This is a genomic window from Geobacter sp. AOG2 (genome assembly GCF_019972295.1).
Lineage (GTDB): Bacteria > Desulfobacterota > Desulfuromonadia > Geobacterales > Pseudopelobacteraceae > Oryzomonas.
On record NZ_BLJA01000001.1, the window covers coordinates 2525942 to 2546619 of the forward strand.

At 56.8% G+C, this 20678-nt stretch carries 19 protein-coding genes and 1 tRNA gene; 10 read left to right on the top strand and 10 right to left on the bottom strand.

Annotated elements, in window-relative coordinates:
- The first annotated feature begins 216 nt into the window (after window positions 1-216).
- The 7 genes from LDN12_RS11565 to LDN12_RS11595 all read left to right on the top strand — a co-directional run bounded on the left by LDN12_RS11565 (window position 217) and on the right by LDN12_RS11595 (window position 8668).
- Complete coding sequence (locus LDN12_RS11565) at window positions 217-825, top strand: transglycosylase SLT domain-containing protein (protein WP_275951777.1); 609 nt, start codon at window positions 217-219, stop codon at window positions 823-825.
- A 236-nt stretch (window positions 826-1061) separates the two neighbouring features.
- Complete coding sequence (locus LDN12_RS11570; RefSeq protein WP_223922817.1) at window positions 1062-3221, top strand: methyl-accepting chemotaxis protein; 2160 nt, start codon at window positions 1062-1064, stop codon at window positions 3219-3221.
- A gap of 169 nt (window positions 3222-3390) precedes the next feature.
- Window positions 3391-4194, top strand: a complete 804-nt coding sequence (gene trpA / locus LDN12_RS11575) for a tryptophan synthase subunit alpha (RefSeq protein WP_223922818.1) — start codon at window positions 3391-3393, stop codon at window positions 4192-4194.
- Window positions 4195-4308: 114 nt separating this feature from the next.
- Window positions 4309-5163, top strand: a complete 855-nt coding sequence (accD, locus tag LDN12_RS11580; protein ID WP_223922819.1) for an acetyl-CoA carboxylase, carboxyltransferase subunit beta — start codon at window positions 4309-4311, stop codon at window positions 5161-5163.
- A gap of 1 nt (window position 5164) precedes the next feature.
- Complete coding sequence (locus tag LDN12_RS11585; protein WP_223922820.1) at window positions 5165-6442, top strand: folylpolyglutamate synthase/dihydrofolate synthase family protein; 1278 nt, start codon at window positions 5165-5167, stop codon at window positions 6440-6442.
- Between the two features lie 11 nt (window positions 6443-6453).
- On the top strand, window positions 6454-8499 hold the full coding sequence (locus LDN12_RS11590) for an LPS-assembly protein LptD (RefSeq protein ID WP_223922821.1): 2046 nt from the start codon (window positions 6454-6456) through the stop codon (window positions 8497-8499).
- Window positions 8500-8591: 92 nt separating this feature from the next.
- Window positions 8592-8668 (top strand) — tRNA-Met (locus LDN12_RS11595).
- A 428-nt stretch (window positions 8669-9096) separates the two neighbouring features.
- Here LDN12_RS11595 and LDN12_RS11600 read toward each other — a convergent pair.
- The 6 genes from LDN12_RS11600 to LDN12_RS11625 form a co-directional block, all read right to left on the bottom strand.
- Entirely contained in the window at window positions 9097-9474 is a 378-nt protein-coding gene (locus LDN12_RS11600; RefSeq protein ID WP_223922822.1) for a hypothetical protein, read from the bottom strand.
- A 354-nt stretch (window positions 9475-9828) separates the two neighbouring features.
- Window positions 9829-10326 carry a chemotaxis protein CheW gene (locus LDN12_RS11605; RefSeq protein WP_223922823.1) on the bottom strand — a complete coding sequence of 166 codons (498 nt, stop codon included), beginning with the start codon at window positions 10324-10326 and terminating at the stop codon, window positions 9829-9831.
- A gap of 221 nt (window positions 10327-10547) precedes the next feature.
- Window positions 10548-11243 (bottom strand): hypothetical protein, encoded by a 696-nt coding sequence (locus tag LDN12_RS11610; RefSeq protein ID WP_223922824.1) that lies wholly within the window; start codon window positions 11241-11243, stop codon window positions 10548-10550.
- 145 nt (window positions 11244-11388) lie between these two features.
- A complete protein-coding gene (locus LDN12_RS11615) occupies window positions 11389-11760 on the bottom strand; it encodes an HsmA family protein (RefSeq protein WP_223922825.1) in 372 nt (123 codons plus the stop codon).
- 148 nt (window positions 11761-11908) lie between these two features.
- Entirely contained in the window at window positions 11909-12286 is a 378-nt protein-coding gene (locus LDN12_RS11620) for a nitroreductase (protein ID WP_223922826.1), read from the bottom strand.
- A complete protein-coding gene (locus LDN12_RS11625; protein ID WP_223922827.1) occupies window positions 12270-12863 on the bottom strand; it encodes a DUF4410 domain-containing protein in 594 nt (197 codons plus the stop codon). Before LDN12_RS11625 ends, LDN12_RS11620 begins: the two co-directional genes overlap by 17 nt.
- Window positions 12864-13450: 587 nt before the next feature.
- Between LDN12_RS11625 and LDN12_RS11630 the strand changes: the two genes are divergently transcribed.
- On the top strand, window positions 13451-13768 hold the full coding sequence (locus tag LDN12_RS11630; RefSeq protein WP_223922828.1) for a hypothetical protein: 318 nt from the start codon (window positions 13451-13453) through the stop codon (window positions 13766-13768).
- Between the two features lie 102 nt (window positions 13769-13870).
- On the opposite strand, the gene LDN12_RS11635 is transcribed toward LDN12_RS11630, so the two are convergent.
- Window positions 13871-15475, bottom strand: coding sequence for a methyl-accepting chemotaxis protein (locus tag LDN12_RS11635; RefSeq protein ID WP_223922829.1), 1605 nt, complete (start codon window positions 15473-15475; stop codon window positions 13871-13873).
- 381 nt (window positions 15476-15856) lie between these two features.
- A complete protein-coding gene (locus LDN12_RS11640) occupies window positions 15857-16120 on the bottom strand; it encodes a DUF2917 domain-containing protein (RefSeq protein WP_223922830.1) in 264 nt (87 codons plus the stop codon).
- Between the two features lie 172 nt (window positions 16121-16292).
- On the opposite strand from LDN12_RS11640, the gene LDN12_RS11645 reads away from it, so the two are divergent.
- Window positions 16293-17744, top strand: a complete 1452-nt coding sequence (locus tag LDN12_RS11645) for a PLP-dependent aminotransferase family protein (protein WP_223922831.1) — start codon at window positions 16293-16295, stop codon at window positions 17742-17744.
- A gap of 4 nt (window positions 17745-17748) precedes the next feature.
- Window positions 17749-18732, top strand: a complete 984-nt coding sequence (locus tag LDN12_RS11650) for a zinc-dependent alcohol dehydrogenase family protein (RefSeq protein WP_223922832.1) — start codon at window positions 17749-17751, stop codon at window positions 18730-18732.
- A gap of 205 nt (window positions 18733-18937) precedes the next feature.
- Here the strand turns inward: LDN12_RS11650 and LDN12_RS11655 are convergent, their stop codons facing one another.
- Window positions 18938-19672, bottom strand: coding sequence for an RNA-binding protein (locus LDN12_RS11655; protein ID WP_223922833.1), 735 nt, complete (start codon window positions 19670-19672; stop codon window positions 18938-18940).
- Between the two features lie 140 nt (window positions 19673-19812).
- Entirely contained in the window at window positions 19813-20577 is a 765-nt protein-coding gene (locus LDN12_RS11660; RefSeq protein ID WP_223922834.1) for an SDR family oxidoreductase, read from the bottom strand.
- Window positions 20578-20678: the final 101 nt, after the last annotated feature.

Below are 20678 nucleotides of genomic sequence, written 5' to 3' on the forward strand. Positions count from 1 at the left end.
TCATGAAGTATAAGCTCTACGTACCTCGCACAGCGTTCACAAAGTCCCGGCCAACCGGGACTTTGGCGTTTCAGGGTAAATCCAGCAAGAAAGGAGCATCCAGCCGGAGCCACCTCCATCACCTCCTGGCGTGTACGCCATTCCGGCAAAGCCGATACAACCGACCTACTCTTTCTTATGCGAAAAACACTACTCTGTCTAACATGCCTGCTTTTATTGGCAGGCTGCGAAAACACCCCGGTCAAAAAAACGGAGCCGCAGGCTGCTGCGACCACTCCCATCGAATCCCCCCTTGACCGGGAGATCAAGAGCCTCCTGGAGAAAGGTATCTCCATGAGCGAGCGAAAGCGCCAGGTAAGCGCCATCGAGGCCGCCTTTACCCGCCGCACAACCCCCGACCGGGCACGCCAACTTGCGGCCCTCTGTTTTACCAAGACCCTCGGCACCCCGTTCATGCCCTTTGACCTAGCCGAAATCGCCCTGGCCGAAACCGGCGGTAGCCGCCTCTCCGGCGTGGCAGTCTCTTCCAAGGGAGCCCTTGGCGTGTGGCAGCTCATGCCCCAGCGGGCCAAAAGCCACGGCTACACCCCCCAGGACATGGAAAATGACGAAATGTGTGCCGAAGCCGCTGTCCGCGAGCTGTTCACCAAGCTGCAAATCGCCGACGGCAACCTGGATCGTGCCAAAAAGCTTTACTGCGGCCAGGGCCCGCAAGCCAATGCCTATCTGAGGAAAATTCGGCATGTCCGTCGGGAGATGCTGGCCGAGTTGGATCGCCAGACCGAGCGTATTGCCATGGAAGAGTCCGGCGTAAAGACCCCCTGACGAAATTCGTACAACACACACTTCGCCTTTTCGTCGTCCCTTCCCGCCCGCGGCCCGTGCCGCGGGCGTTTTTGCTTGATATGAAAGCCTCAGCTCTGCTATAGTTGGACGGATTTTCCCGTATGTACGCCTGTTTTCACACGACCCGTGCGATGCACCGCCGACGGGACAGCAACGGCCGCGACATCCCCCTGGCGCTTGAAGCATAACTTCGCAGAGCAAGGAGCTTGCACCAAGTGCAGACAACTTCGAATCCGCCCAACGGCAACGGTTTCAGCCTGCGTGCCAAGATGACGCTGCTTTCAACGGCGGCATTCTCCGGCATTCTGCTTGTGGCCATTCTCAGCATCCTGCTCCTCAATGAGGTCCGGATCGGGGGGAGCACCTATCGGACCATCCAGGCCAACAACAACGCCCTGGAAAATATTGCCCTCCTCAAATCGGACCTCTACCAGATCAGTAATGAAATGCAGAATTTCATGCTGGAAACCGACCCCGCCACCATCGACAAGATCGTTACGACCGTGAAGCGGCTTACCGGTGATATCGACAACAAGTTCGGCATCGTCCAGAAGTCCATGAATGCACCCGGCGAACGAGAGGCAATGAACAAGGCCTACACCATCTGGTCCGAGTACAAAAAAACGCTCTTAAACGAGGTCGTGCCTGCGGCCGAACGAGGGGACGTGCTCAAGGCCAGCTATCTCATGACCGGTCTCCAAACGCAACGGTTTAACATCTTCAGCACCGCCGTCACGGCAATGGTAGAAACTCTCCACCGAGACGTCAGCACAGCGGAGCGGCAGGCCTCTTCGAGCATCGCCACCAAAATCACGACGACGGCCACTGCCGGTCTCGTCATCATCGTTCTGATAGCCATCCTTTCGTACCTGATCACCCTTTCCATCACCAGACCGCTCAGGGCGTGCGTCGATTTCGCCCGTACCGTAGCGGACGGCAGGCTCGATAGCCGTCTCGAGATCAAGGCGGGCGGAGAAACCGGCGCCTTGGCCACAGCCATGAACACCATGGCAGAAAATCTGCAAGGCATGGTTTCCCGGGTCGATACCGCCTCCGATGAACTCACCTCCATCGACCACAACATCGAAAAGGCGTCCCGCCAAGTGGTCAACTCCGCCAAGCTCCAGAAAGAAACCGTAGCAGAAACCTCCCAGGCGGTGGAACTCATCAACATGTCGGTCCAGGACATATCAAACGACATCGATAAGCTTGCCGTATCTGCCTCGGAGACCTCCTCGTCGATCCTTGAGATGGCTGCCAGTATTGAGGAGGTGGCCATAAACGCCGACAAATTGGGAGGCACGGTCAACGAGGTCAGTTCCTCGATTATCGAGATGGCCACCTCCATCAAGGAGATCGACGTAAGCATCGCTAACCTGCTGGATGCCTCCAGTACCACGGCCTCCTCCATCGCCGAGATGGATGCCACGATCAAGCAGGTGGAAAAGAGCGCCATGGACACCTCGGCCATCTCCGAGGGGGTAAAAAATGACGCCGAAACCGGCAAAAAAGCGGTGGAAGAAGCCATTGCCGGCATGCAGGACATCCGTCGTTCGTCGCACATCACCGCCGAGGTCATAGAAAATCTGTCCCTCAAAGCCAACGACATCGGCACGATCCTCTCGGTCATCGACGAAGTAGCCGAACAGACCAATCTGCTGGCCCTCAATGCCGCAATCATCGCCGCCCAGGCGGGGGAACACGGCAAGGGATTCGCGGTGGTAGCCGACGAGATCCGCGAACTGTCCGAACGGACCAGCACCTCCACCCGCGAGATCGCCACCGTCATCAAAGGGGTGCAGAACGAGACCGCACGCGCTGTTGAGGCGATCAGCCTGGCGGAACAGTACATCTCCGAGGGGGAAAAGCTTTCCCAGCACTCCGGCACCGCTCTGGAAAAGATTGTCGACGGCGTCCAGAAGGCCAGTATCCAGGTTCGGGAAATAGCGCGCGCCACCGTGGAACAGGCACGAGGCAGCCAAAGCATTAAGGAAGCCATGACCAGCGTCGAGGAGATGGTCGGCCACATTGCCACTTCGGCTCGCGAGCACTCACGCGGGAGCGATCTCATCGCGTCGGCGGTAGAGAGCATGAAGGACCTGACCATCCATGTACGTACCTCGACCCGGGAGCAGAGCCGGGCCGGTAGCCTGATTGCCCGTTCCACCGAGGATGTGACCTCGATGATCGACCAAATTCGCGATGCATGCCGCTCCCAAGGCACCAACAGCGCCCAGATACTCAAGGCCGTCGGCAACATTCAGCTATCCTCCACCGCCAATGCCGAGGCTGCCGACCTCATGGAGCAGGCCGTCACCAGCCTTTCGAAACAGATTGATCTGCTAAAGAAGGAAATGGCCGGTTTCAAAATTTAGTACCCTGTGCGAGTAATCTCGAGGTATTTCAGTTTCTGGTAAGGTGTGGCGACACAGGCCAGGGCTATTCCGAAGACCCGTAATGCAGCCAGGGGCTAAAATGACCGAAATTTCCAGAAATAAATTAACCGTACAGGTCACTAAAGCTACTCCCGGAGACCACACCTACATGGACCGACTTGCCCGACGACTCGATACACTCCGCAGCAAGAACGACAAGGCTCTAGTGACCTTCATAACCGCTGGCGACCCTGACCTGGGCACCACTGAAGAGATGATCCGGTTATTGGCCGATGCCGGTGCGGACATCATCGAACTGGGCGTCCCCTTTTCCGACCCCATGGCCGACGGGCCGACCATCCAGCTTGCATCCGAGCGTTCCCTGGCTGCCGGCACCACCCTGGCAGGGATTCTTGCGACCGTAACCAAGGTTAGGGCCTCCCAGGACATACCGATTATTCTAATGGGGTATCTCAACCCGATCCACGCCTACGGTTATGAACGTTTTGCCGTCGATGCCGCCCAGGCGGGTGTGGACGGCGTTCTGCTGGTGGACATGCCGCCCGAGGAGTCCGACGAGTTTCTCCGACATGCCACTCAGAGCGGGCTGAACGTTATCTTCCTGCTGACCCCGACCTCGAATAAGTACCGCATTGCTACGGTTGCAGAATTGGGGCGCGGTTTCGTCTATTATGTCACCGTCACCGGCGTCACCGGCATGCGCAAGGACACTTCAGCGACCCTGGCGGCCGAACTGGCCAAGGTACGCAAGAAAATTCACCTGCCGGTCATGGCCGGTTTTGGCATATCCACCCCACAACAGGCCGCCGAGGTGGCAGCCATGGCCGACGGGGTCGTCGTGGGCAGTGCCATCGTCAAACTCTTCGAGCAGCACTCCGGCACCAAGCTTAAGAGCGAATTGAAACGGTTGGTCGGCAACCTGAAACAGGCCATCTCCTCCAACGCGGCCTGATGCCGATCTCACATTAAGGATAAGATCGTAGAGCTTGACAGTGTGGCGCTTTTTTGCTACCACCCCCTTTCACTTCTTTCTAGGTAACAACTTTGACGGATCGCGAGGTTTATTATGAGCTGGTTCAATCGGGATAAAGCAGGGATAGAGCAGAATAACGCTAAAAAGGTCAAGGTCCCCGAGGGGATGTGGATCAAGTGCCAGGGGTGTTCCGAAACCATCCTTGGCAAGGATATCGAAGCCAACCTCAACGTCTGCCCCAAGTGCGGGCACCACTACCGCATCCCGGCCCGCAGGCGCCTGGAGATCCTGCTGGACAACGGCACATGGCAAGAGTTCGACGCCGGCATGAAGTCGGTGGACTTCCTTAATTTCAAGGACGCCAAGAGCTATCAGGATCGAATCGACGCCGCAGTAGCCAAGGGTGGATCAAAAGACGCCGTCATCTGCGTCGAGGGTACCATCGATGGGATCGGCGTGCAGGTCGCCTGCTTTGATTTTGCCTTCATGGGCGGCAGCATGGGAAGCGTGGTTGGCGAAAAGATCACCCGATCCATCGAGCGGGGTCTCAAACAGCGCCAACCGGTGATCATCATCTCCGCTTCAGGCGGTGCTCGCATGCAGGAAAGCATCCTGTCGCTGATGCAGATGGCAAAGACATCGGCTGCCTTGGCCAAGCTTAAGCAGGCGGGCATCCCCTTTATATCCCTCCTGACCGATCCCACCACCGGCGGCGTCACCGCCAGTTTCGCCATGCTGGGAGATCTCAATATCGCCGAGCCCAAGGCCCTAATCGGCTTTGCCGGGCCGCGGGTCATCGAACAGACTATCCGCCAGAAACTTCCTGAAGGGTTTCAGCGCGCTGAATATCTGCTGGACCACGGCATGGTGGACGTGATCATTCCCCGTACGGAGATGCGCCCCAAACTCGCTTCGATCCTGAAGATGCTCTATCGTCCCGCAGCCTGAGATGGCCCTGGCCGGCATACTTGAGAAACTTTACGCCCGCCGGCGTTTCGGTATTCGTCCCGGCATGGACCGGGTTCGGCTCATCATGGAACGCCTGGACCACCCGGAACGTTCCTTCCGCAGTATCCACGTGGTCGGCACTAACGGCAAAGGGTCTACCTCGGCCTTTCTCGCCGCCATGCTCAACGCAGCGGGGGTCCGCACTGCCCTGTTCACCTCTCCCCATCTGGTAAACTTCAGTGAACGCTTCCGTATCGACGGGCAAGAACCGGCCCCGGAGCGCCTTGAAACGCTACTCGCCACGGTCATGGCGGCGGCCCCCCCTGAGGCTACCTTCTTTGAGATCGTCACCGCCCTTGCTACTCTCTACTTTGCCGAGGAGCACGTCCAGGTGGCGATTATGGAGGCGGGCATGGGGGGCAGATCGGACGCCACCGCCATTATTCCCGCAATGATGACAGTCATCACCCCCATAGCACTGGACCACTGCGACTACCTGGGGAAAACCTTGGCACACATCGCCGCCGAAAAAACCGGCATCGCCGAACCGGGGACTACGGTGATCTCCGCCCGCCAGCCTGCCGAGGCTCTGGAAGCAATCCGGCAGGTATGCGTCGCGAGACAGAACCACCTCATCCTCGAGGGGGATGACTTTCGCGCCTTGTGGAGGGATTCCGGCTCCCTTTGCTACCACGGCCTCCACACGGAATTGCCAAACCTGACCCCCGGCATACCGGGCCGTTACCAATCCAGCAATGCCGGGTTGGCCCTAGCCACGGCAGAGGCCCTTGGTGCCACCGGCATACCTGTCCCGCCGAACGCTTTGGAGGCCGGTATCGGCGCTGCCCGCTGGCCCGGCCGCATGGAGCTGATACCGGGCCGGCCTCCCCTGCTCTTGGACGGTGCCCACAACCCGGCCGGTGCTGCCGCCCTGGCCGAGGCGTTGGGCGATTACCATTACCGACGGCTTCTGCTGGTTACGGGCGTCATGTCCGACAAGGATGCCCCGGCCATGTTTGCTCCTCTGTGCGGCAAAGTCCATCACGCCTACACTGTCACCCCTGCCGTGGAACGCGCCCTGGATGGCGCAGCCCTGGCTGCAGTCCTCGGAGCGTTGGACTTTCGGGCCACGCCCTGTGGGAGCGTCGGCAACGGCATTGAAGCGGCATGTCGTGAGGCCGGGAGCGACGATCTGATCCTGGTGTGCGGCTCCCTGTTCACGGTCGGAGAGACCAAAGCGTGGCTGACCGGACAACCTTTTGAAGGGATACGGGGTTAAGGCGCAACGATATGAAACCCACCCGCCTGTTCATACTGCTGGCCTGCCTGGTCTGGCTCCCCACTTCCCCCTGTCATGGTGCCACTTCCATGCCTTCCGAGGGCGGCATCACCATCAACTCCGACTCCATGAGCCAGGATACGGCTAAAGAGTTATTTACCGCCACCGGCCATGTGACAATCAGGTGGCAGGGTATGACCCTCACGGCCGACAAGGCGACCTATGACGGCAAAACCCGGAGACTGTACGCCACGGACAATGTGGTTGTCGTCAAAGGAGATGAAACCCTTAAGGGAAAATCCATCAGCCTGGACCTGGACTCCGGGCGGGGCGAACTGGACAAGGGTGTGCTCAGCTCTACCACGTCCAATGTCACCTTCACCGGTGAAAAGATTACCAGGATCAACGATAACGAGATTGAACTGACCACTACCGAGCTGACCACCTGCGACCTCCCCGATCCAAGCTGGAAATTCGGTGCAGATCGGCTCAACGTCAACCTGCTGGGGTATGCCGTCGGCCGGGGCGTGACCTTTTATATTAAGAATGTACCGGTCCTTTATCTCCCCTGGGTTGCGTTTCCGGTTGTAAAAGACCGTAAATCCGGGCTTCTCTTTCCTCGCGCCGGCTACTCCAACGGACGGGGAGCTCAGTTGGATCTCCCGCTCTACCTGGTCATTTCTCCCAACCAGGACCTGCTACTTGATCTCGACATTGAGTCCAAGCGCGGCGTCGGCACCGGCGTGGATTATCGCTACATCCGCACCAGGGGGAGTGAAGGGCACTTCGGGGGCTACCTGATCTATGACCTGTTGCAGGAGCGCTGGCGCGGCCAGATGGGTACGACCCACAAGGAGATATTCTCGCCGACCATGAATCTGCGAGCGGATATCAACCTGACCAGCGACAGAAACTTTCTAAGCGATTTCGGGGAAAAAAGCGGGGACTACAACCGCCAGTCCAACGATACTATCGTCAACGCCCTGAAGACCTGGCAGCATTACGCCCTTTCGAGCTACCTGCGCTTCGCCGAAGATCTCTACGCCACGGACAACAGCCGCACACTCCAGACCCTGCCGGAGATCTCCGTGGCCGGAGTCCGCCAGCAAATTTTCTCCACGCCGGTCTATTTCGATCTTGATTCCAGCTTTGCCAATCTGTACCGCGAGGTCGATCCTATCGGCCAGCGCGTGAACGCCTTTCCGCGCTTGATGCTCGTATCCGGCCTGCCCGGCTACCTGAACGCATCGGCCTATGCCGGCCTGCATCTACGCGGCTATACCACCCAGTATACCGCCGGCACCCGGACACGGTCGGAGGATGGCGACCTGCTGCCCGAGATTGGCGGCCGCGCCTCAACATCGGTAAGCCGAATCTACGAGGTGGGTGGCGTCTACCTCAAAAAGTTGCGCCACGAACTTACCCCGGAGTTATCCTATACCTACAGCCCGAGCCACGACCAATCAAGTCTCCCCTTCTACGACTATAACGACCGGCTCGTACCCCAAAATATCATCTATGCCTCCATAACCAGTTTCCTGGGCGGAAAATTCCAGACCGGCGACAGCACGGCGTACCACGACATCTCCCGCATCAAACTGACCCAAGGCTACAGCGTCGGAGGAACGCGACGCGACCTGTTGACCTTGGTGGACGCCAACCGCCCCTGGACCGACCTGATGCTGGAATCCGAAACCTGGCTGCATCCCCAGGCAAAACTGACCTTCGACGCCCGTTACAACGTTTACGACAATCACATTTCCAGCGCAGCCCCCAGTGTAGAACTGGACGACAAGCAAGGAAACAGCGCCGCCGTGAGCTACCGCATGTCCCGTGATCAGGTTGAATACCTGGAAGCCAAGCTCACCACTAAATTCTTCAACCCGTGGACCCTGGGTTATACCACCCGCTACTCCTTTGACCGCCCCGGCTTTCTCGAATCGGTCTATGCCGTCGAATACCGGCAAAAATGTTGGAGCATCAACACCTCTATCAGCGACCGGCCGGGAAACCATTTTTCTTTCCATGTCAGCTTCAACCTGGAAGGATTGATGTAGGGACCGGAAAACGACCTGGGAATGGCATATTTTATCTTGACAACTGCAGGTCGGATGAATTAAAAAGTAAGGCCTTACTCAATGATGATTTTGGCGGCGTAGCTCAGCTGGTTAGAGCACACGGCTCATATCCGTGTTGTCCGGGGTTCAAGTCCCTGCGCCGCCACCATTACATATAAGTAGTTTAAATTACTACTTACCAGCACAAGACCCTTCATTTGACACACAACCTGACACATAGTCGGGAGAGTGCGGTGAAGGGTTTTCTGCGTTTAAGAAGTGTTCCAGTGCCGAGTCCCGCTTGACCTCTACGGGACATACCTCAAGGCCAAAGAGAGACTTAAAAACCCCTCGCACAAGAGACAAGCGGATAGCTCAAGGTGCCGCCGCGGAGTGGTGCTGTAGATTAACTCATATATTCTACCGATGCAGAAAACATAGTTACAGGTGCAAAGCTATTCCCAGCCAAGACGCAGGCTGCCATAGATAAACCGAAAGCCCACCACTCCGAAAGTTTTTGACGGATATATCGAAGCCCATATTTGGCATGTGGAAAGATTTGAAGTGGGATAGATTGAAAGGGGTACTCAAAATGATCTAAAAGGTTTGACTATCCGTTAACCACTTAACTGCGTCTTCAAAAGAGCGAAAAGCGGCATAGGGGTACGGTAAACCGGCAATCTCCGCCATAACCGAAAACATACGAGTCATCCCAAAGTTGCTATCAATGGTGCTGACATAAGCAGTCTTACCTGATTTGTTATATGGTCTATATTCGTTTGCTAGTGCCAATATTTGTCTGAACTGTGTTGGTGTAAGAGCGTTAGCGCTCCCATCCGTAAAGTCCCATATAATATGACATTTCACCATGTGGTAATGGTTCTTGATCGCGTCTGCAACATCATCGAGCGTCAACACTCCGAAGACCTTGAAGACAATTATGTCATCGAGATGTTCAATGGATATTGTAGCCACACCGCACCTCCTCCACAAATAATCCAAGCCAACAGCATCTGCAATTATGATTGTTTTTATATTTTAATTCATAATTACGATAATTTAACTTTTACTTCAATCATAAACTACCCAACATATGGTTACCCAACACCCATCCATCTCTACCGAATACTGAAAATGTTCACTGATCCGGGAGGGTGTTTGGACTTGGGGGGTACAGGCAAAGCACGATACCATTCGGACAGAAACTCAGGACGTTTTGTGCTGATAGCAGCTTGCAGGAACCACCGCCCGCATTCCCTCACAAACAAAACGGCCCGTCTCCAAAGAAACAGGCCGCTCTCTTCTGCATTCAGACGGTGAATCCGCCGGTCAGCCAAGGCCTTCCAACTGTGCCTGTTCCTCTGAGGTAAAGAGCTGGTTCAGGTCCAGCACCACAAGCAAATGCTCACTGCGGTTTACGACACCCGTGATGCACTCCTGGGCAGCGCTGCCCCTCGTGATTGACGGGGCCGGTTGAATCTCGGACGACGAGATACGGATAACCTCGGCCACGGCGTCAACGGCAAATCCGTGTAACCCCCCGGCAGTCTCCATTACGAGGATACGGGAGTTGCGGTTCACTTCGCTGTCCATGAGACCGAAACGCCGCCGCAAAGAGATAATGGGGATCACCGCCCCGCGCAGGTTGATAATGCCGTCAACATAGTCGGGGGTATTGGGCATCTTGGTAATTGCCGGCAGGCGGATGATCTCCCGCACGGACAGCACGTCAACGCCGTATTCCTCGCGCCCGAGTTCGAAGCTGACCAACTGGATGATATCGTTTGCTCCGTCGGCCCCGGTCTTTATCATGGGAAGATTGCTCATGTCATGCCTCCTTACAGTTTGAACTGACCGACGAGTTGTAAAAGTGCCCAGCCTCGTGGAAAAATTGGGACAATGCAGCGGCAGTGGCTAGCCTGTCAACCTGCACAGTGACTTCGCTGATCTGTCTGAGAACCAACCTCAGGGGCATGACCGGAGCGCACCGCAAAATCAATGTAAATATTGCGATGGGCATAAGGTGCCTGCCAATTTTACCTATCAACTTATTTGAATCCGGCAGGCTTTTCCTTGTCAGGTTTAGCGTCTGCTTTTTCATCACCCTGCTTGTCCGTTTTAACGGTATCGGCAGCAATAGCCGGAGTAGGAATAGGCGTAACAACTACTACCTTGGCAAGTTCCTCTGCAATGGTATCCTCTATGATATCGAGGGCAGTCGCGCTACCACATGCGCCTCCCTGGCCGGTGGTACTTGCAAACAACCCCCACAGAAAATGCGAATCCTTTATGGGGCAACCCCAGGCAAAAGAGTCTTTCATGCTGAACTTGGCAAGCGTGGTATCCTGCGGAGCAGCCTGGCTAAGCACAAAGTCCCCATCAAAAAGCACCGTGTCTATTTTCGGGGACAGTAACGCTTCCAGCTTGCCATCTGCGGTAAGTCGGGTTATTTTCATGTCGAGAACGAAGTTTCGCGGGACATAGATGGCACAGGGTGAGAATTTTTTTCTTCTATAGAGAGCCTCCCGGACCCCTGATTCCATTCGGGCAAGTAATGCATTCTCCAGCGCCAGACCATTCCCCGCCGACACTTTAACCGTCACATTATCAACACTACAGATAAGATCCTCAGGCTTCGGACTATCCTGAAATGCCACGGTTGCAACGTTGGAAGCAGAAGCGCAACCGGATAATGCGGCCAATGCAGCGACAAACAGGACAGTTCTCGACAACTTTGTAATCATAGGAATACCCGCTATTCATAAAATATTTTGCCCGCCATGATACCGAGCCCAGCACGGTTGTCAAGATGGCAAACTATATGTATATGCCATTTCGTGCTTTTATGGTGAGAATCCTCCTACAAGACACTCCGTTCAGAAGGAAAACCTAATGGCTCACCCCGGCGATCATCCCGCTGAAGAAAGCGATCAGCCAGCAGGTATAGATACTGAGGCTCACACGATGAAAAAGGCGATTCACCGCCTCGGCCCGACGGACCAACGTGGCGACGAGCGCCAAGGTGAAATGAAATGCCATGCCGCACAGTGACGCGATGCCGGTTGCCGTGTGCCAAGCAGGCTCAATACCATTGGCAAAACCGTAAAGGAGCATGAGATGGGTTCCCAGGTAGTCACACACAAGACCGAACCCGAAGATATACAGGTGTTTGCGGTGCAACCCCCGGCTGCGGGCGCTGAAGACCGCCCAGGTGTAAAAAACCAGGGCAAGACACATGCAGATGATTGCTTGAAACAACATGGGTATCCCATTCTCCTGTTTTGACACGCTGCGAACTGGAGGCAATAGCAATTACGCTGCATAATAGCAGATATGGCAAACCAGAAAAAGGCCGCCCTTTACGCGAGGCAGCCATTTCTCATCTTCAAATGCCCGTGTTTGCAACACGTCATTTCTCCGTCTTTGGCTTCATCATTTCCTTGGCATGACGTTTGGCCTCATCCAACTCAGCAGGGGTGAGCATGGAGTCACGAGTCGTTTTGAACCATGGGCCGACGAGACCGTTGAGAAAACAAAAGAATGGCGACTTTTCCTCCAGTTCGGCTTTCATGAAGCGGACGCAGCCATGACATTCGGCATTGCTTACTCCGTGGCTCCGGGCATCAATACCGTTCCACCAAGCCAGGATACGCATGCCGAGCACCAGCGGTTCGCGAACCAGGCGAAACCACCAATGCTTTCCGTAGACGCGCCTGACGAGCAGCAATGCGCAGTTTTTGCAGACAACGGGAGATAATTCCTGGGGCATCTCAATACAGCTTTTCAATGAACGCTCCTATATTTTGGCCAAGGCTTTGAGCTTGGTGGGGAAAGAGATCTTCAAAACTTTCCATGCTCGCGACTCCCTTAAAACCGGCCTCCTGGTCTTCGAAGGTCGCCAGTTCCACGCCGCTTTTCGCATCGATCAGGCGGCCTTTTACCTTCAGATAGGTCTTCCCCGCGCCAAACCCGACCCAGAACCTGAGGGCGCGGCTACCGCCGTTGAACTCCGTGAAATTTCCCTCCAGGATCACGGCATTATCCTTTGCTTCGCCATTCAATATAACGTTCTTGAACAGCTTGCGCTTTGCCATCTCTGTCTCAATACTCAGAGTCAGGGTCTTCATGATAAGCGGTTTCATGGCGTCCACCTTTGGTTTTTCCTCATCATCGATTCGGTCATACACAACACCGTCCGTGGAAAAATCTCTGATGATGATGGTGTCGTAACCGGAAAGGCGATGGGACGTCATAATCGTTTCATCGTTAAGAATACCCGGTTTGGAAAGAGGCGTCTCAGCATTGGCGAGTGAAGCAACGGTAACAAGAAGCACTGCCTGCAGTAATAACACAACCTTTTTCATGACACATCCCTCCCTCAACAGCGAAATGCCCTATGGAATAGTCTTTTATTATATCATAGAAAAGGCCGGGGATCTTTCTCCGTGGTACAGAAACAATGGCGGGGCGGTCATCCGCCCGGCCGTTAATTGCTTTTACCGGTTTTCGACGTATAATAATATCAAATGGCCGCCATGAAGTCATTGTTTGATGCACAGAGGGAGCTGAGGAGAATGCCGATCTCTGCTATCACTCAATATATTCGGACTCAACCTGTCGTGTACCCCCCTCCTCCGAAGAGCGCCGAATCTAAGAACAGCACCGACTCAAACCGCGCAAACGACGATACGACGAGCCATCTTGCCTCGAAAAAACCTGCCGTAGACACGGTGACTATTTCGAAACAGGCAGTACAGTTGGCTGCACAAGCACAGAAGGCTTAGTGTTTTGTGACATCACCGCATAACTTCCGACGTCAGGACTCCTGATCAACACTACTTCGTATCACCCCCCCCAATATTGATACAGATTATCATATTCATTTACACCGTTCATCAAATCGGCTACTCTATATCCATATACACCAGAAGACGCAGTATGGAGGTTTGCCATGACGAGAACAAGCGGAGTCATTTCAGTGCTGGCGGCAGCCCTTCTATTCTCGGCCGTGCCGGTTCGTGCTGATGAATATACGGGGACATCCATGGGGCAGGACATGAAATCCGTGCAGGAGGGCCACAAGGATCAATGCCTGATCGTGGCTATGAACTGCCCAAACGATAGAGTTGATACGGTACGGCAAAGGGTTGACCGGTTGAATCGGGAAATTGCGAAAGGGTCAGAGATCTACAGCAATGAAGAGTTGAAGGCGCTCAAGGAACAGTTGAAGTGGATCAACGAGGACAGCACCATCTCTACCTCCGAATAACCCCGGTCGAAAACCTGGGGTAAAAAAATGAGGCCCAACGGCGGGTTGCCGTAAAGCCTCATTCATATAAGGATGCGGCCCGCTCCCTGCGAGAGGAGGTAGTTAGGCCAGTTTGAACTGCTCTACCAGTTTGCTCAGTTCATCCGCCAGATGTGCCAGTTTGTCGGCTGCCCTGGTGGTATCGTGGGTCGATTGGGCTGTGGTGTTGATCACCTCGGTGATCTGGTGCATGTTATTGCTGATCTCACTACTGGTTGAGCTCTGCTGCAAGGCTGCCGTGGCGATCTGGTTGATTTGGCCGGTCACCTCGTTAACCTGATCGAGGATTTGCTGCAAAGCGCTCCCTGAACGGGTGGCCTCGGCGGTCCCGGCCTCCACCTCCCGCACACCGTCCTCCATGGAATCCACCGCTTTCCGGGTTTCTCCCTGGATGGCGCGGATCATCACCGTTATCTCCTTGGTGGCGCGAGTGGTCCGTTCGGCCAGGGCGCGAACCTCGTCGGCAACAACGGCGAAACCGCGCCCTTGTTCGCCGGCCCTGGCGGCTTCAATGGCGGCGTTGAGCGCCAACAGGTTGGTCTGATCGGCGATATCCTCGATGGTGCCGACGATGGCGCCTATCTCATTGGAGCGGGCACCAAGCCCCGCGACCTGCTGTGCTGTTTCCTGGACCCTGGCCGCGATCCGATGCATGCCTTCGACCGTCTGCATGACGATCTCCGAACCGTTTGTAGCGAGTGTGCTCGCACGGTGGGAGTTGTCGGCAGCGGAATTGCAGTTGTTGGCAATGTCGTGAGAGGTGGCAGCCATCTCCTCGCCCGCCGTCGATACGGTAGCAGCCTGAGAGGCCAACTCCTCGGTCCCGGTGGCTATCTGGGTGGCTGTGTCGTGCAGGTTTGCAGATGCGGAAGCCACATCGTGGGTACTGTTGGCCACCTTGAGCATGACCGTCTGCAGCTTGTCCACAAATCGATCAAAATACCCAGCGGCCTCGCCGATCTCGTCGTTCGCCTTGATGTTCAGCCTGACCGTCAAGTCCCCTTCGCCCAAAGCTATATCGTGCATCAACGAAACCATTCTGCCCAGCGGTTGCAACGCCTTGCGGACAAACAGGAAGGACAGCAGCGAAAACCCGGCGGCCAGCACGGCAGCCACCCCCGCGACCACATACTTCAGGCGGTCATAGACAGCCAGATACTCACTCTGTTTCTCCCCCACATACATGACGCCGATCACGTCACCGGCAGAGTTTTTCAGGGGGTCGTAGGCGGTAAAATAGGGGACGCCGAGGATGGGCGCCTCGCCTCGGTAGGGCTTACCCTGCTTGATGACGGATTCATAAGCCGCCCCCTGGAGTTTCGTTCCTACGGCGCGGCTTCCATCCGGCTTCATCACATTGGTGGAAACGCGTACATCACCCATAAAGATAGTGGCCGCCCCGCCGTAAAGTTCCTTGATCTTGTCCGGCAGCTCAAAGTTATCGTTGATGATATAATCGCCCTGTTTAAGCTTGCCGTCCGTAATTTTCAGGTCTGCGCCTTTGAGCGTGAGCAGTAAATGAAAGCTTTTCATGCGCGCGTCAAGGTCCACCGACGCTTTCCGTTTGAATTCGTTACGCATCTCAAAGAGACATAACGATGACGTTGTGGCGACGGCTAACAGAACGATAGCTACATTGGTGACAAAGAATTTGTGGCTTAACTTCATAAAGGAACTCCTATACAGTCATATTCTCGTGGTCGTCACGGGCACAATACCGTTATTTAACGTATTTTAACTCTCATTGTAATATCACTATTTCTCATTATTGTATTTATTGTATACAAATTGTTTGCACAATTCAGTGATATTATTTCTACTTTTATCGCTGGAAGACAACCCTAATTAGCCATATATAGCTGTATTATAACTAAATGCCAGCCTGGTAACGAAAAAAAAACGACCCTCGAAACAAGAGGGTCGTTTTTTCCGTACCATACTCAAAAAAATTTGATATACGTTAAATAACTTAGTATTCTTAAACCGTCACAACAGCGATCTCCACTTTAGGGGCGCCCTCCTTGTGATCCGGCAATAGGGATAAACAAATCAGCAGGAGACCAGCCTAACAGCGGTTCCATGGGGAACACCTCCCGCCATGGGCAGTTCCCCCAGGCGAATTTCTGCCGGTTTAAGGGCCTCCACCAGGGCCACCTGCCCCGGTGCTACGTCAAAACAGGTGCCCGCGACGACAAGGTAATCCCCGGCATCTCCCCTGGTCAACCAAACCGTTCCCGTTGAACAGCGCAACCTCAGTCCCGATGGCCCGCCGTCGAGACGTATCAATTCACCCTCTGCCAGATAACACTCCATGAACCTACCTCCTCTTCTGATGATTAGACCTTACCCCTTCCCGCACAAAAAAAACAGGTACAGAAAATCTGATTTGTAACCATTACAGTTGCATGATATGATATCTGTATCCGGACAAAAGCAGTTCAACTGTACCCATTTCCCTACCAATACTGTAAGGTAACCAGACACCATGATAAACGCGACTACGATTCCGGACAGCATGGCGCCCCTCTATGAACGGGTGGCCATTGAGATGGCAACCCTGATTGGTGAAGGCACTTTCCGGGCCGGCGACCGGGTCCCGTCGATCCGGCAACTCAGCCGACGTTTCGACGTCAGCATCAATACGGCCATGCAGGCCTATGCGCTCCTGGAAGACCAGCGCCTGATCGAGGCGCGGCCCCAATCCGGCTATTATGTGCGGGCCCGTGCCCCGGAGATCATCTCACCCCGCCTCTCCCCCTCGACGCAAATCAAACCCGCGACGGTAACCATCAGCGAACTCTGCCACCAGGTGATTCGCAATATGATGAACCGGGATATCCTGCCCTTGGGGAGCGCGATCCCCAACCCGCGTCACCTGCCGGTGGACAAACTGAACCGGATACTGGCCAGTGAGACGCGCCGATTCAGCGATCCGAGCGTCTCCTACCTCATGCCTCCTGGTTGGGAACGACTCCGGGTACAGATCGCCCGGCGCTCCCTGGAAACCGGAATCAGCGCCACTCCCGACGAGGTCCTGGTTACCGCCGGCTGCGTCGAAGCGGTCCTTCTGGCATTACGCGCCACCTGCCGTAGCGGCGACACCATCGCAGTGGAATCCCCTTTCTATTTCAACTTCCTCCAAATGATTGCCGAACTGGGCCTGAAAGCCCTGGAAATCCCCGCCACCCCACGGGAAGGGATCAGCATCGAGGCGTTACGTTACGCCATCGAGCACAACCGGGTGAGCGCCTGCCTGGTGATCCCCAACTTCGGCAATCCCCTGGGGAGCCTCATGCCGAGCGAGCGCAAGCGTGAGTTGGTGGAACTACTGGCCCGCCACGAGATCCCCCTGATCGAGGACGACATCTACGGCGACCTGGTGTTCGGCAACGACCGCCCGGTCGCGGCCAAGTCCTTTGATCGCAAGGGGCTGGTCATCTACTGTTCATCCTTCTCCAAGACCCTCTCCCCCGGATATCGCGTGGGGTGGACCATTGCCGGGCGTTATCAGGAACGCATGGAACGGCTCAAGATGATGATGAACCTCTCCTGTTCCTCCCCAACCCAGTTGGCCGTCGCCGAATTCCTGGCCACCGGCGGCTACGACCACCACCTGCGGACGGTGCGCCGCATCTATGCCCGCAATATGTCGCTCATGCGGGACGCTGTAGTGCGTTTCTTCCCGGAGGGGACCCGCATGACCCACCCGGCGGGGAGCTTTATCCTCTGGGTGGAGATGCCGGAACAGGTGAACTCCATCACCTTGTACCACCGGGCGCTGGAACAGGGGATCGGCATCGCGCCCGGCTCGCTCTTTACGCTTACGGAGAATAAGTACCGTAATTTCATACGCTTATCCACGGCAATCTGGGACGACGGCATCGAGCAGGGCGTGAAAAAACTGGGCGAACTGGCCCGCAATCTATTGGAAGGATAAGACGATGCGTGCAATGGTCATGTTACGTTCCAATGTTACGCTGATGTTACGGAATATACCCGTTCCTCTACCGGTCGCAGGGGAATTGCTGCTGAAGGTCACGGCGTGCGGCATCTGCCGGACCGACCTGCATGTGGTGGACGGGGAACTGACCGAGCCGAAGTTGCCGCTGGTGCCGGGGCACCAGATCGTGGGGGTGGTGGAGAAACTTGGGGAGGGCGTGACGGGGTTCCGGCGCGGCGACCGGGTCGGGGTTCCCTGGCTGGGGGGCACCTGCGGGGAATGCGATTTCTGCGTCTCGGGGCGGGAGAATCTCTGCGACCGGGCCCTGTTCACCGGCTACCAGAAAAACGGCGGCTTTGCCGAATACTGCACCGCCGACAGCCGTTTCTGCTTCCCCCTGCCGGAAGGATATCCCGACACCCAGGCCGCACCGCTCCTCTGCGCGGGATTGATCGGCTACCGGTCCCTGCGCATGTCCGGGACGGGAAAGCGGCTCGGCATCTACGGCTTCGGGAGCGCGGCCCATATCGTGACTCAGGTGGCGGTCTGGCAGGGGCGAGAGGTCTATGCCTTCACCCGGCCGGGGGACGCGGCGGGACAGCAATTTGCGCGGGAGATGGGGGCCTGCTGGGCGGGCGGTTCCTTCGATGCGCCGCCAACGCCCCTGGACGCGGCCATCATCTTCGCCCCGGCGGGAGAACTGGTGCCGGCGGCGCTCCGTGCGGTGGGCAAAGGGGGGGTCGTGGTCTGCGGCGGCATCCACATGAGCGACATACCGGCCTTTTCCTACGACATCCTGTGGGGCGAGCGGAGCATCGTCTCGGTGGCCAACCTGACCCGCCGCGACGGGGTGGAGTTCCTGAAGCTGGCGCCCCAGGTGCCGGTCAGGACCGAGGTAGAGATCTTCCCCCTGGAACAGGCCAACGAGGCGCTGGCGGCCCTGAGGGAAGGGAGGATCAGGGGAGCCGGGGTGCTGGTGCCTTAGATTAGAATCAGATTTTTGCCACAGAGCCACAGAGGCTCAGAGAAAACAATCGGAGAAAGGCAGGAATCCTTGTGTTGGACAGGGAGGGAAACCAGAATTATTGTTACTCTCTCGATGTTTTGTTTCCTCTGCCTTACAGCCTTGATTCTCCTCCGTGCCTCTGTGGCTCTGTGGCAAATCGTCCTTTGTTTTTCCCGGACAATCGCTAACGCCCCTTGCGCGGGCCTTTCCTGTCGCCGCCCGGACGTTGGGGTCTGCCGCTGCGGTCGGCGCTTGCCGGCCGTGCTCCCGCGCCGCTCCTCGCTCCGGAATCGGACCGCGTTCCCGCGCCCGACCGGGCACCGGCATCGGACCTCGCACCAGCACCTCCCTTTGGCCCGAAACCGGACCGCGCTTCGGCAGCGGGCCGGGATACGGCGCCAAGCCGGGACTCGGCAATGGCCCTTGCCCGCGAACCGGTCCTCGCACCCGCGCCGGACCTCTCTCCCGCCTCGGACCTTGTCTCGGCACCGGTCCTTCGTTCCGCGGCAGGCTTGGGCCGCGCGGCAGACCTTGCCCCGGCGCCCGGCTTCGCGCCCGCGGCTGTTTTCGGTCCCCCGCCGAACTTCGCTCCGGCACCGGTTTTCGCCCCCGCTCCGGGTCCCGTTCTCCTGGCCCCGCCCGGCTTGCCGCCCTTGACCGGTTTGTCCGGTTTCTGCTCCCGGGCGATGCTCACCGTGATGACCCGGTCGATCAGATACGCGCCGTCCAGGGTCTCGGCCACCTCCTTGGGGTCCACGCCCGCCGCCATGCGCACATAACCGCAGCGTTTGAACTCCTTGGTCTCGGGGTCGATGATCAGATGCACGGAAGTGACCATCCCCATCACCGAAAACAGCTTGTACAGATCCTCTTCCGTCACCTCTTCCGGCAGGTGTCCAACGTATAATTCCTTAGCCATGCTCGATCCTCTTCATTCCTGCGGATGGTTTTACAAAGTGCTTCCACTCCTCCCCCCTCCAGGGGAGAACAAAATCCCCTCCCCCAGCGGGGGAGGGTTAGGGAGGGGGAAGAAGAGGAAAAATAAGGGGCATGCTCCCGTTACCGCTTCTCCCGGTGGATGGCGAACGGCGCCCAGGCCTGGTCGATGGACATGACCTCCAGGGTGTTGATGTTCACGTGGGCCGGGCGGTTCACCGTCCACAGCACCGTCTCGGCGATATCCACCGCCGTCAGGGCCTCGGTTCCCTCGTAGACCTGGGCCGCCTTCGCCTCGTCCCCCTTGAAGCGGACCTTGGAAAACTCGGTCTCGGCCATGCCGGGCTGGATGCAGGTCACCCGCACCTTGGTCCCCAGCAGGTCGCAGCGCAGGTTGCGGGAGAACTGGGTCACGAAGGCCTTGGTGCCGCCGTACACATTGCCCCCCGGATAGGGCCACGAACTGGCGGTGGAGCTGATATTGACCACGTGCCCCCGGTTGCGGGCCACCATGCCGGGCAGGATCAGGCGGGTGCAGTACATCAACCCCTTGATGTTGGTGTCCACCATGGTCTCCCAATCGTCCAGGCTGACCTGATGGGCCGGTTCCAGCCCCAGCGCCAGGCCTGCGTTGTTGATCAGCACGTCGATCTCGCGGAACGGTTCCGGCAGAGAGTTCACCGCCCCCTGCACCGCCTCCCGGTCGCGCACGTCCAGCGGGATGATGTGGACCTCGGCCGTGCCGGCCAATTCCGCCTGCAAGGCCAAAAGCGGATCGATGCGGCGGGCCGTCAGGATCAGGCGGTTGCCGGGCTGGGCGAAGATACGGGCGCAGGCGGCGCCGAAACCTGCCGATGCCCCGGTGATGAAGATGGTTTGTCCGCTCATGGTTCTTGCCTCCTCCGGTTTGTGGTGTGTGATTTGTACTACATTACGGGCGGGGATAAAACAGAAAAAGCCGCACAGGGATGAGGAAAACTGACGGAGTT

Excerpts from the sequence above, each read along its gene's own strand:
- trpA (WP_223922818.1), top strand. The coding sequence starts at position 3,391 with ATGGACCGACTTGCCCGACGACTCGATACACTCCGCAGCAAGAACGAC.
- accD (WP_223922819.1), top strand. The coding sequence starts at position 4,309 with ATGAGCTGGTTCAATCGGGATAAAGCAGGGATAGAGCAGAATAACGCT.
- LDN12_RS11585 (WP_223922820.1), top strand. The coding sequence starts at position 5,165 with ATGGCCCTGGCCGGCATACTTGAGAAACTTTACGCCCGCCGGCGTTTC.
- LDN12_RS11590 (WP_223922821.1), top strand. The coding sequence starts at position 6,454 with ATGAAACCCACCCGCCTGTTCATACTGCTGGCCTGCCTGGTCTGGCTC.
- LDN12_RS11605 (WP_223922823.1), bottom strand. The coding sequence starts at position 10,326 with ATGAGCAATCTTCCCATGATAAAGACCGGGGCCGACGGAGCAAACGAT.
- LDN12_RS11610 (WP_223922824.1), bottom strand. The coding sequence starts at position 11,243 with ATGATTACAAAGTTGTCGAGAACTGTCCTGTTTGTCGCTGCATTGGCC.
- LDN12_RS11615 (WP_223922825.1), bottom strand. The coding sequence starts at position 11,760 with ATGTTGTTTCAAGCAATCATCTGCATGTGTCTTGCCCTGGTTTTTTAC.
- LDN12_RS11625 (WP_223922827.1), bottom strand. The coding sequence starts at position 12,863 with ATGAAAAAGGTTGTGTTATTACTGCAGGCAGTGCTTCTTGTTACCGTT.
- LDN12_RS11630 (WP_223922828.1), top strand. The coding sequence starts at position 13,451 with ATGACGAGAACAAGCGGAGTCATTTCAGTGCTGGCGGCAGCCCTTCTA.
- LDN12_RS11635 (WP_223922829.1), bottom strand. The coding sequence starts at position 15,475 with ATGAAGTTAAGCCACAAATTCTTTGTCACCAATGTAGCTATCGTTCTG.
- LDN12_RS11640 (WP_223922830.1), bottom strand. The coding sequence starts at position 16,120 with ATGGAGTGTTATCTGGCAGAGGGTGAATTGATACGTCTCGACGGCGGG.
- LDN12_RS11645 (WP_223922831.1), top strand. The coding sequence starts at position 16,293 with ATGATAAACGCGACTACGATTCCGGACAGCATGGCGCCCCTCTATGAA.
- LDN12_RS11650 (WP_223922832.1), top strand. The coding sequence starts at position 17,749 with ATGCGTGCAATGGTCATGTTACGTTCCAATGTTACGCTGATGTTACGG.
- LDN12_RS11655 (WP_223922833.1), bottom strand. The coding sequence starts at position 19,672 with ATGGCTAAGGAATTATACGTTGGACACCTGCCGGAAGAGGTGACGGAA.
- LDN12_RS11660 (WP_223922834.1), bottom strand. The coding sequence starts at position 20,577 with ATGAGCGGACAAACCATCTTCATCACCGGGGCATCGGCAGGTTTCGGC.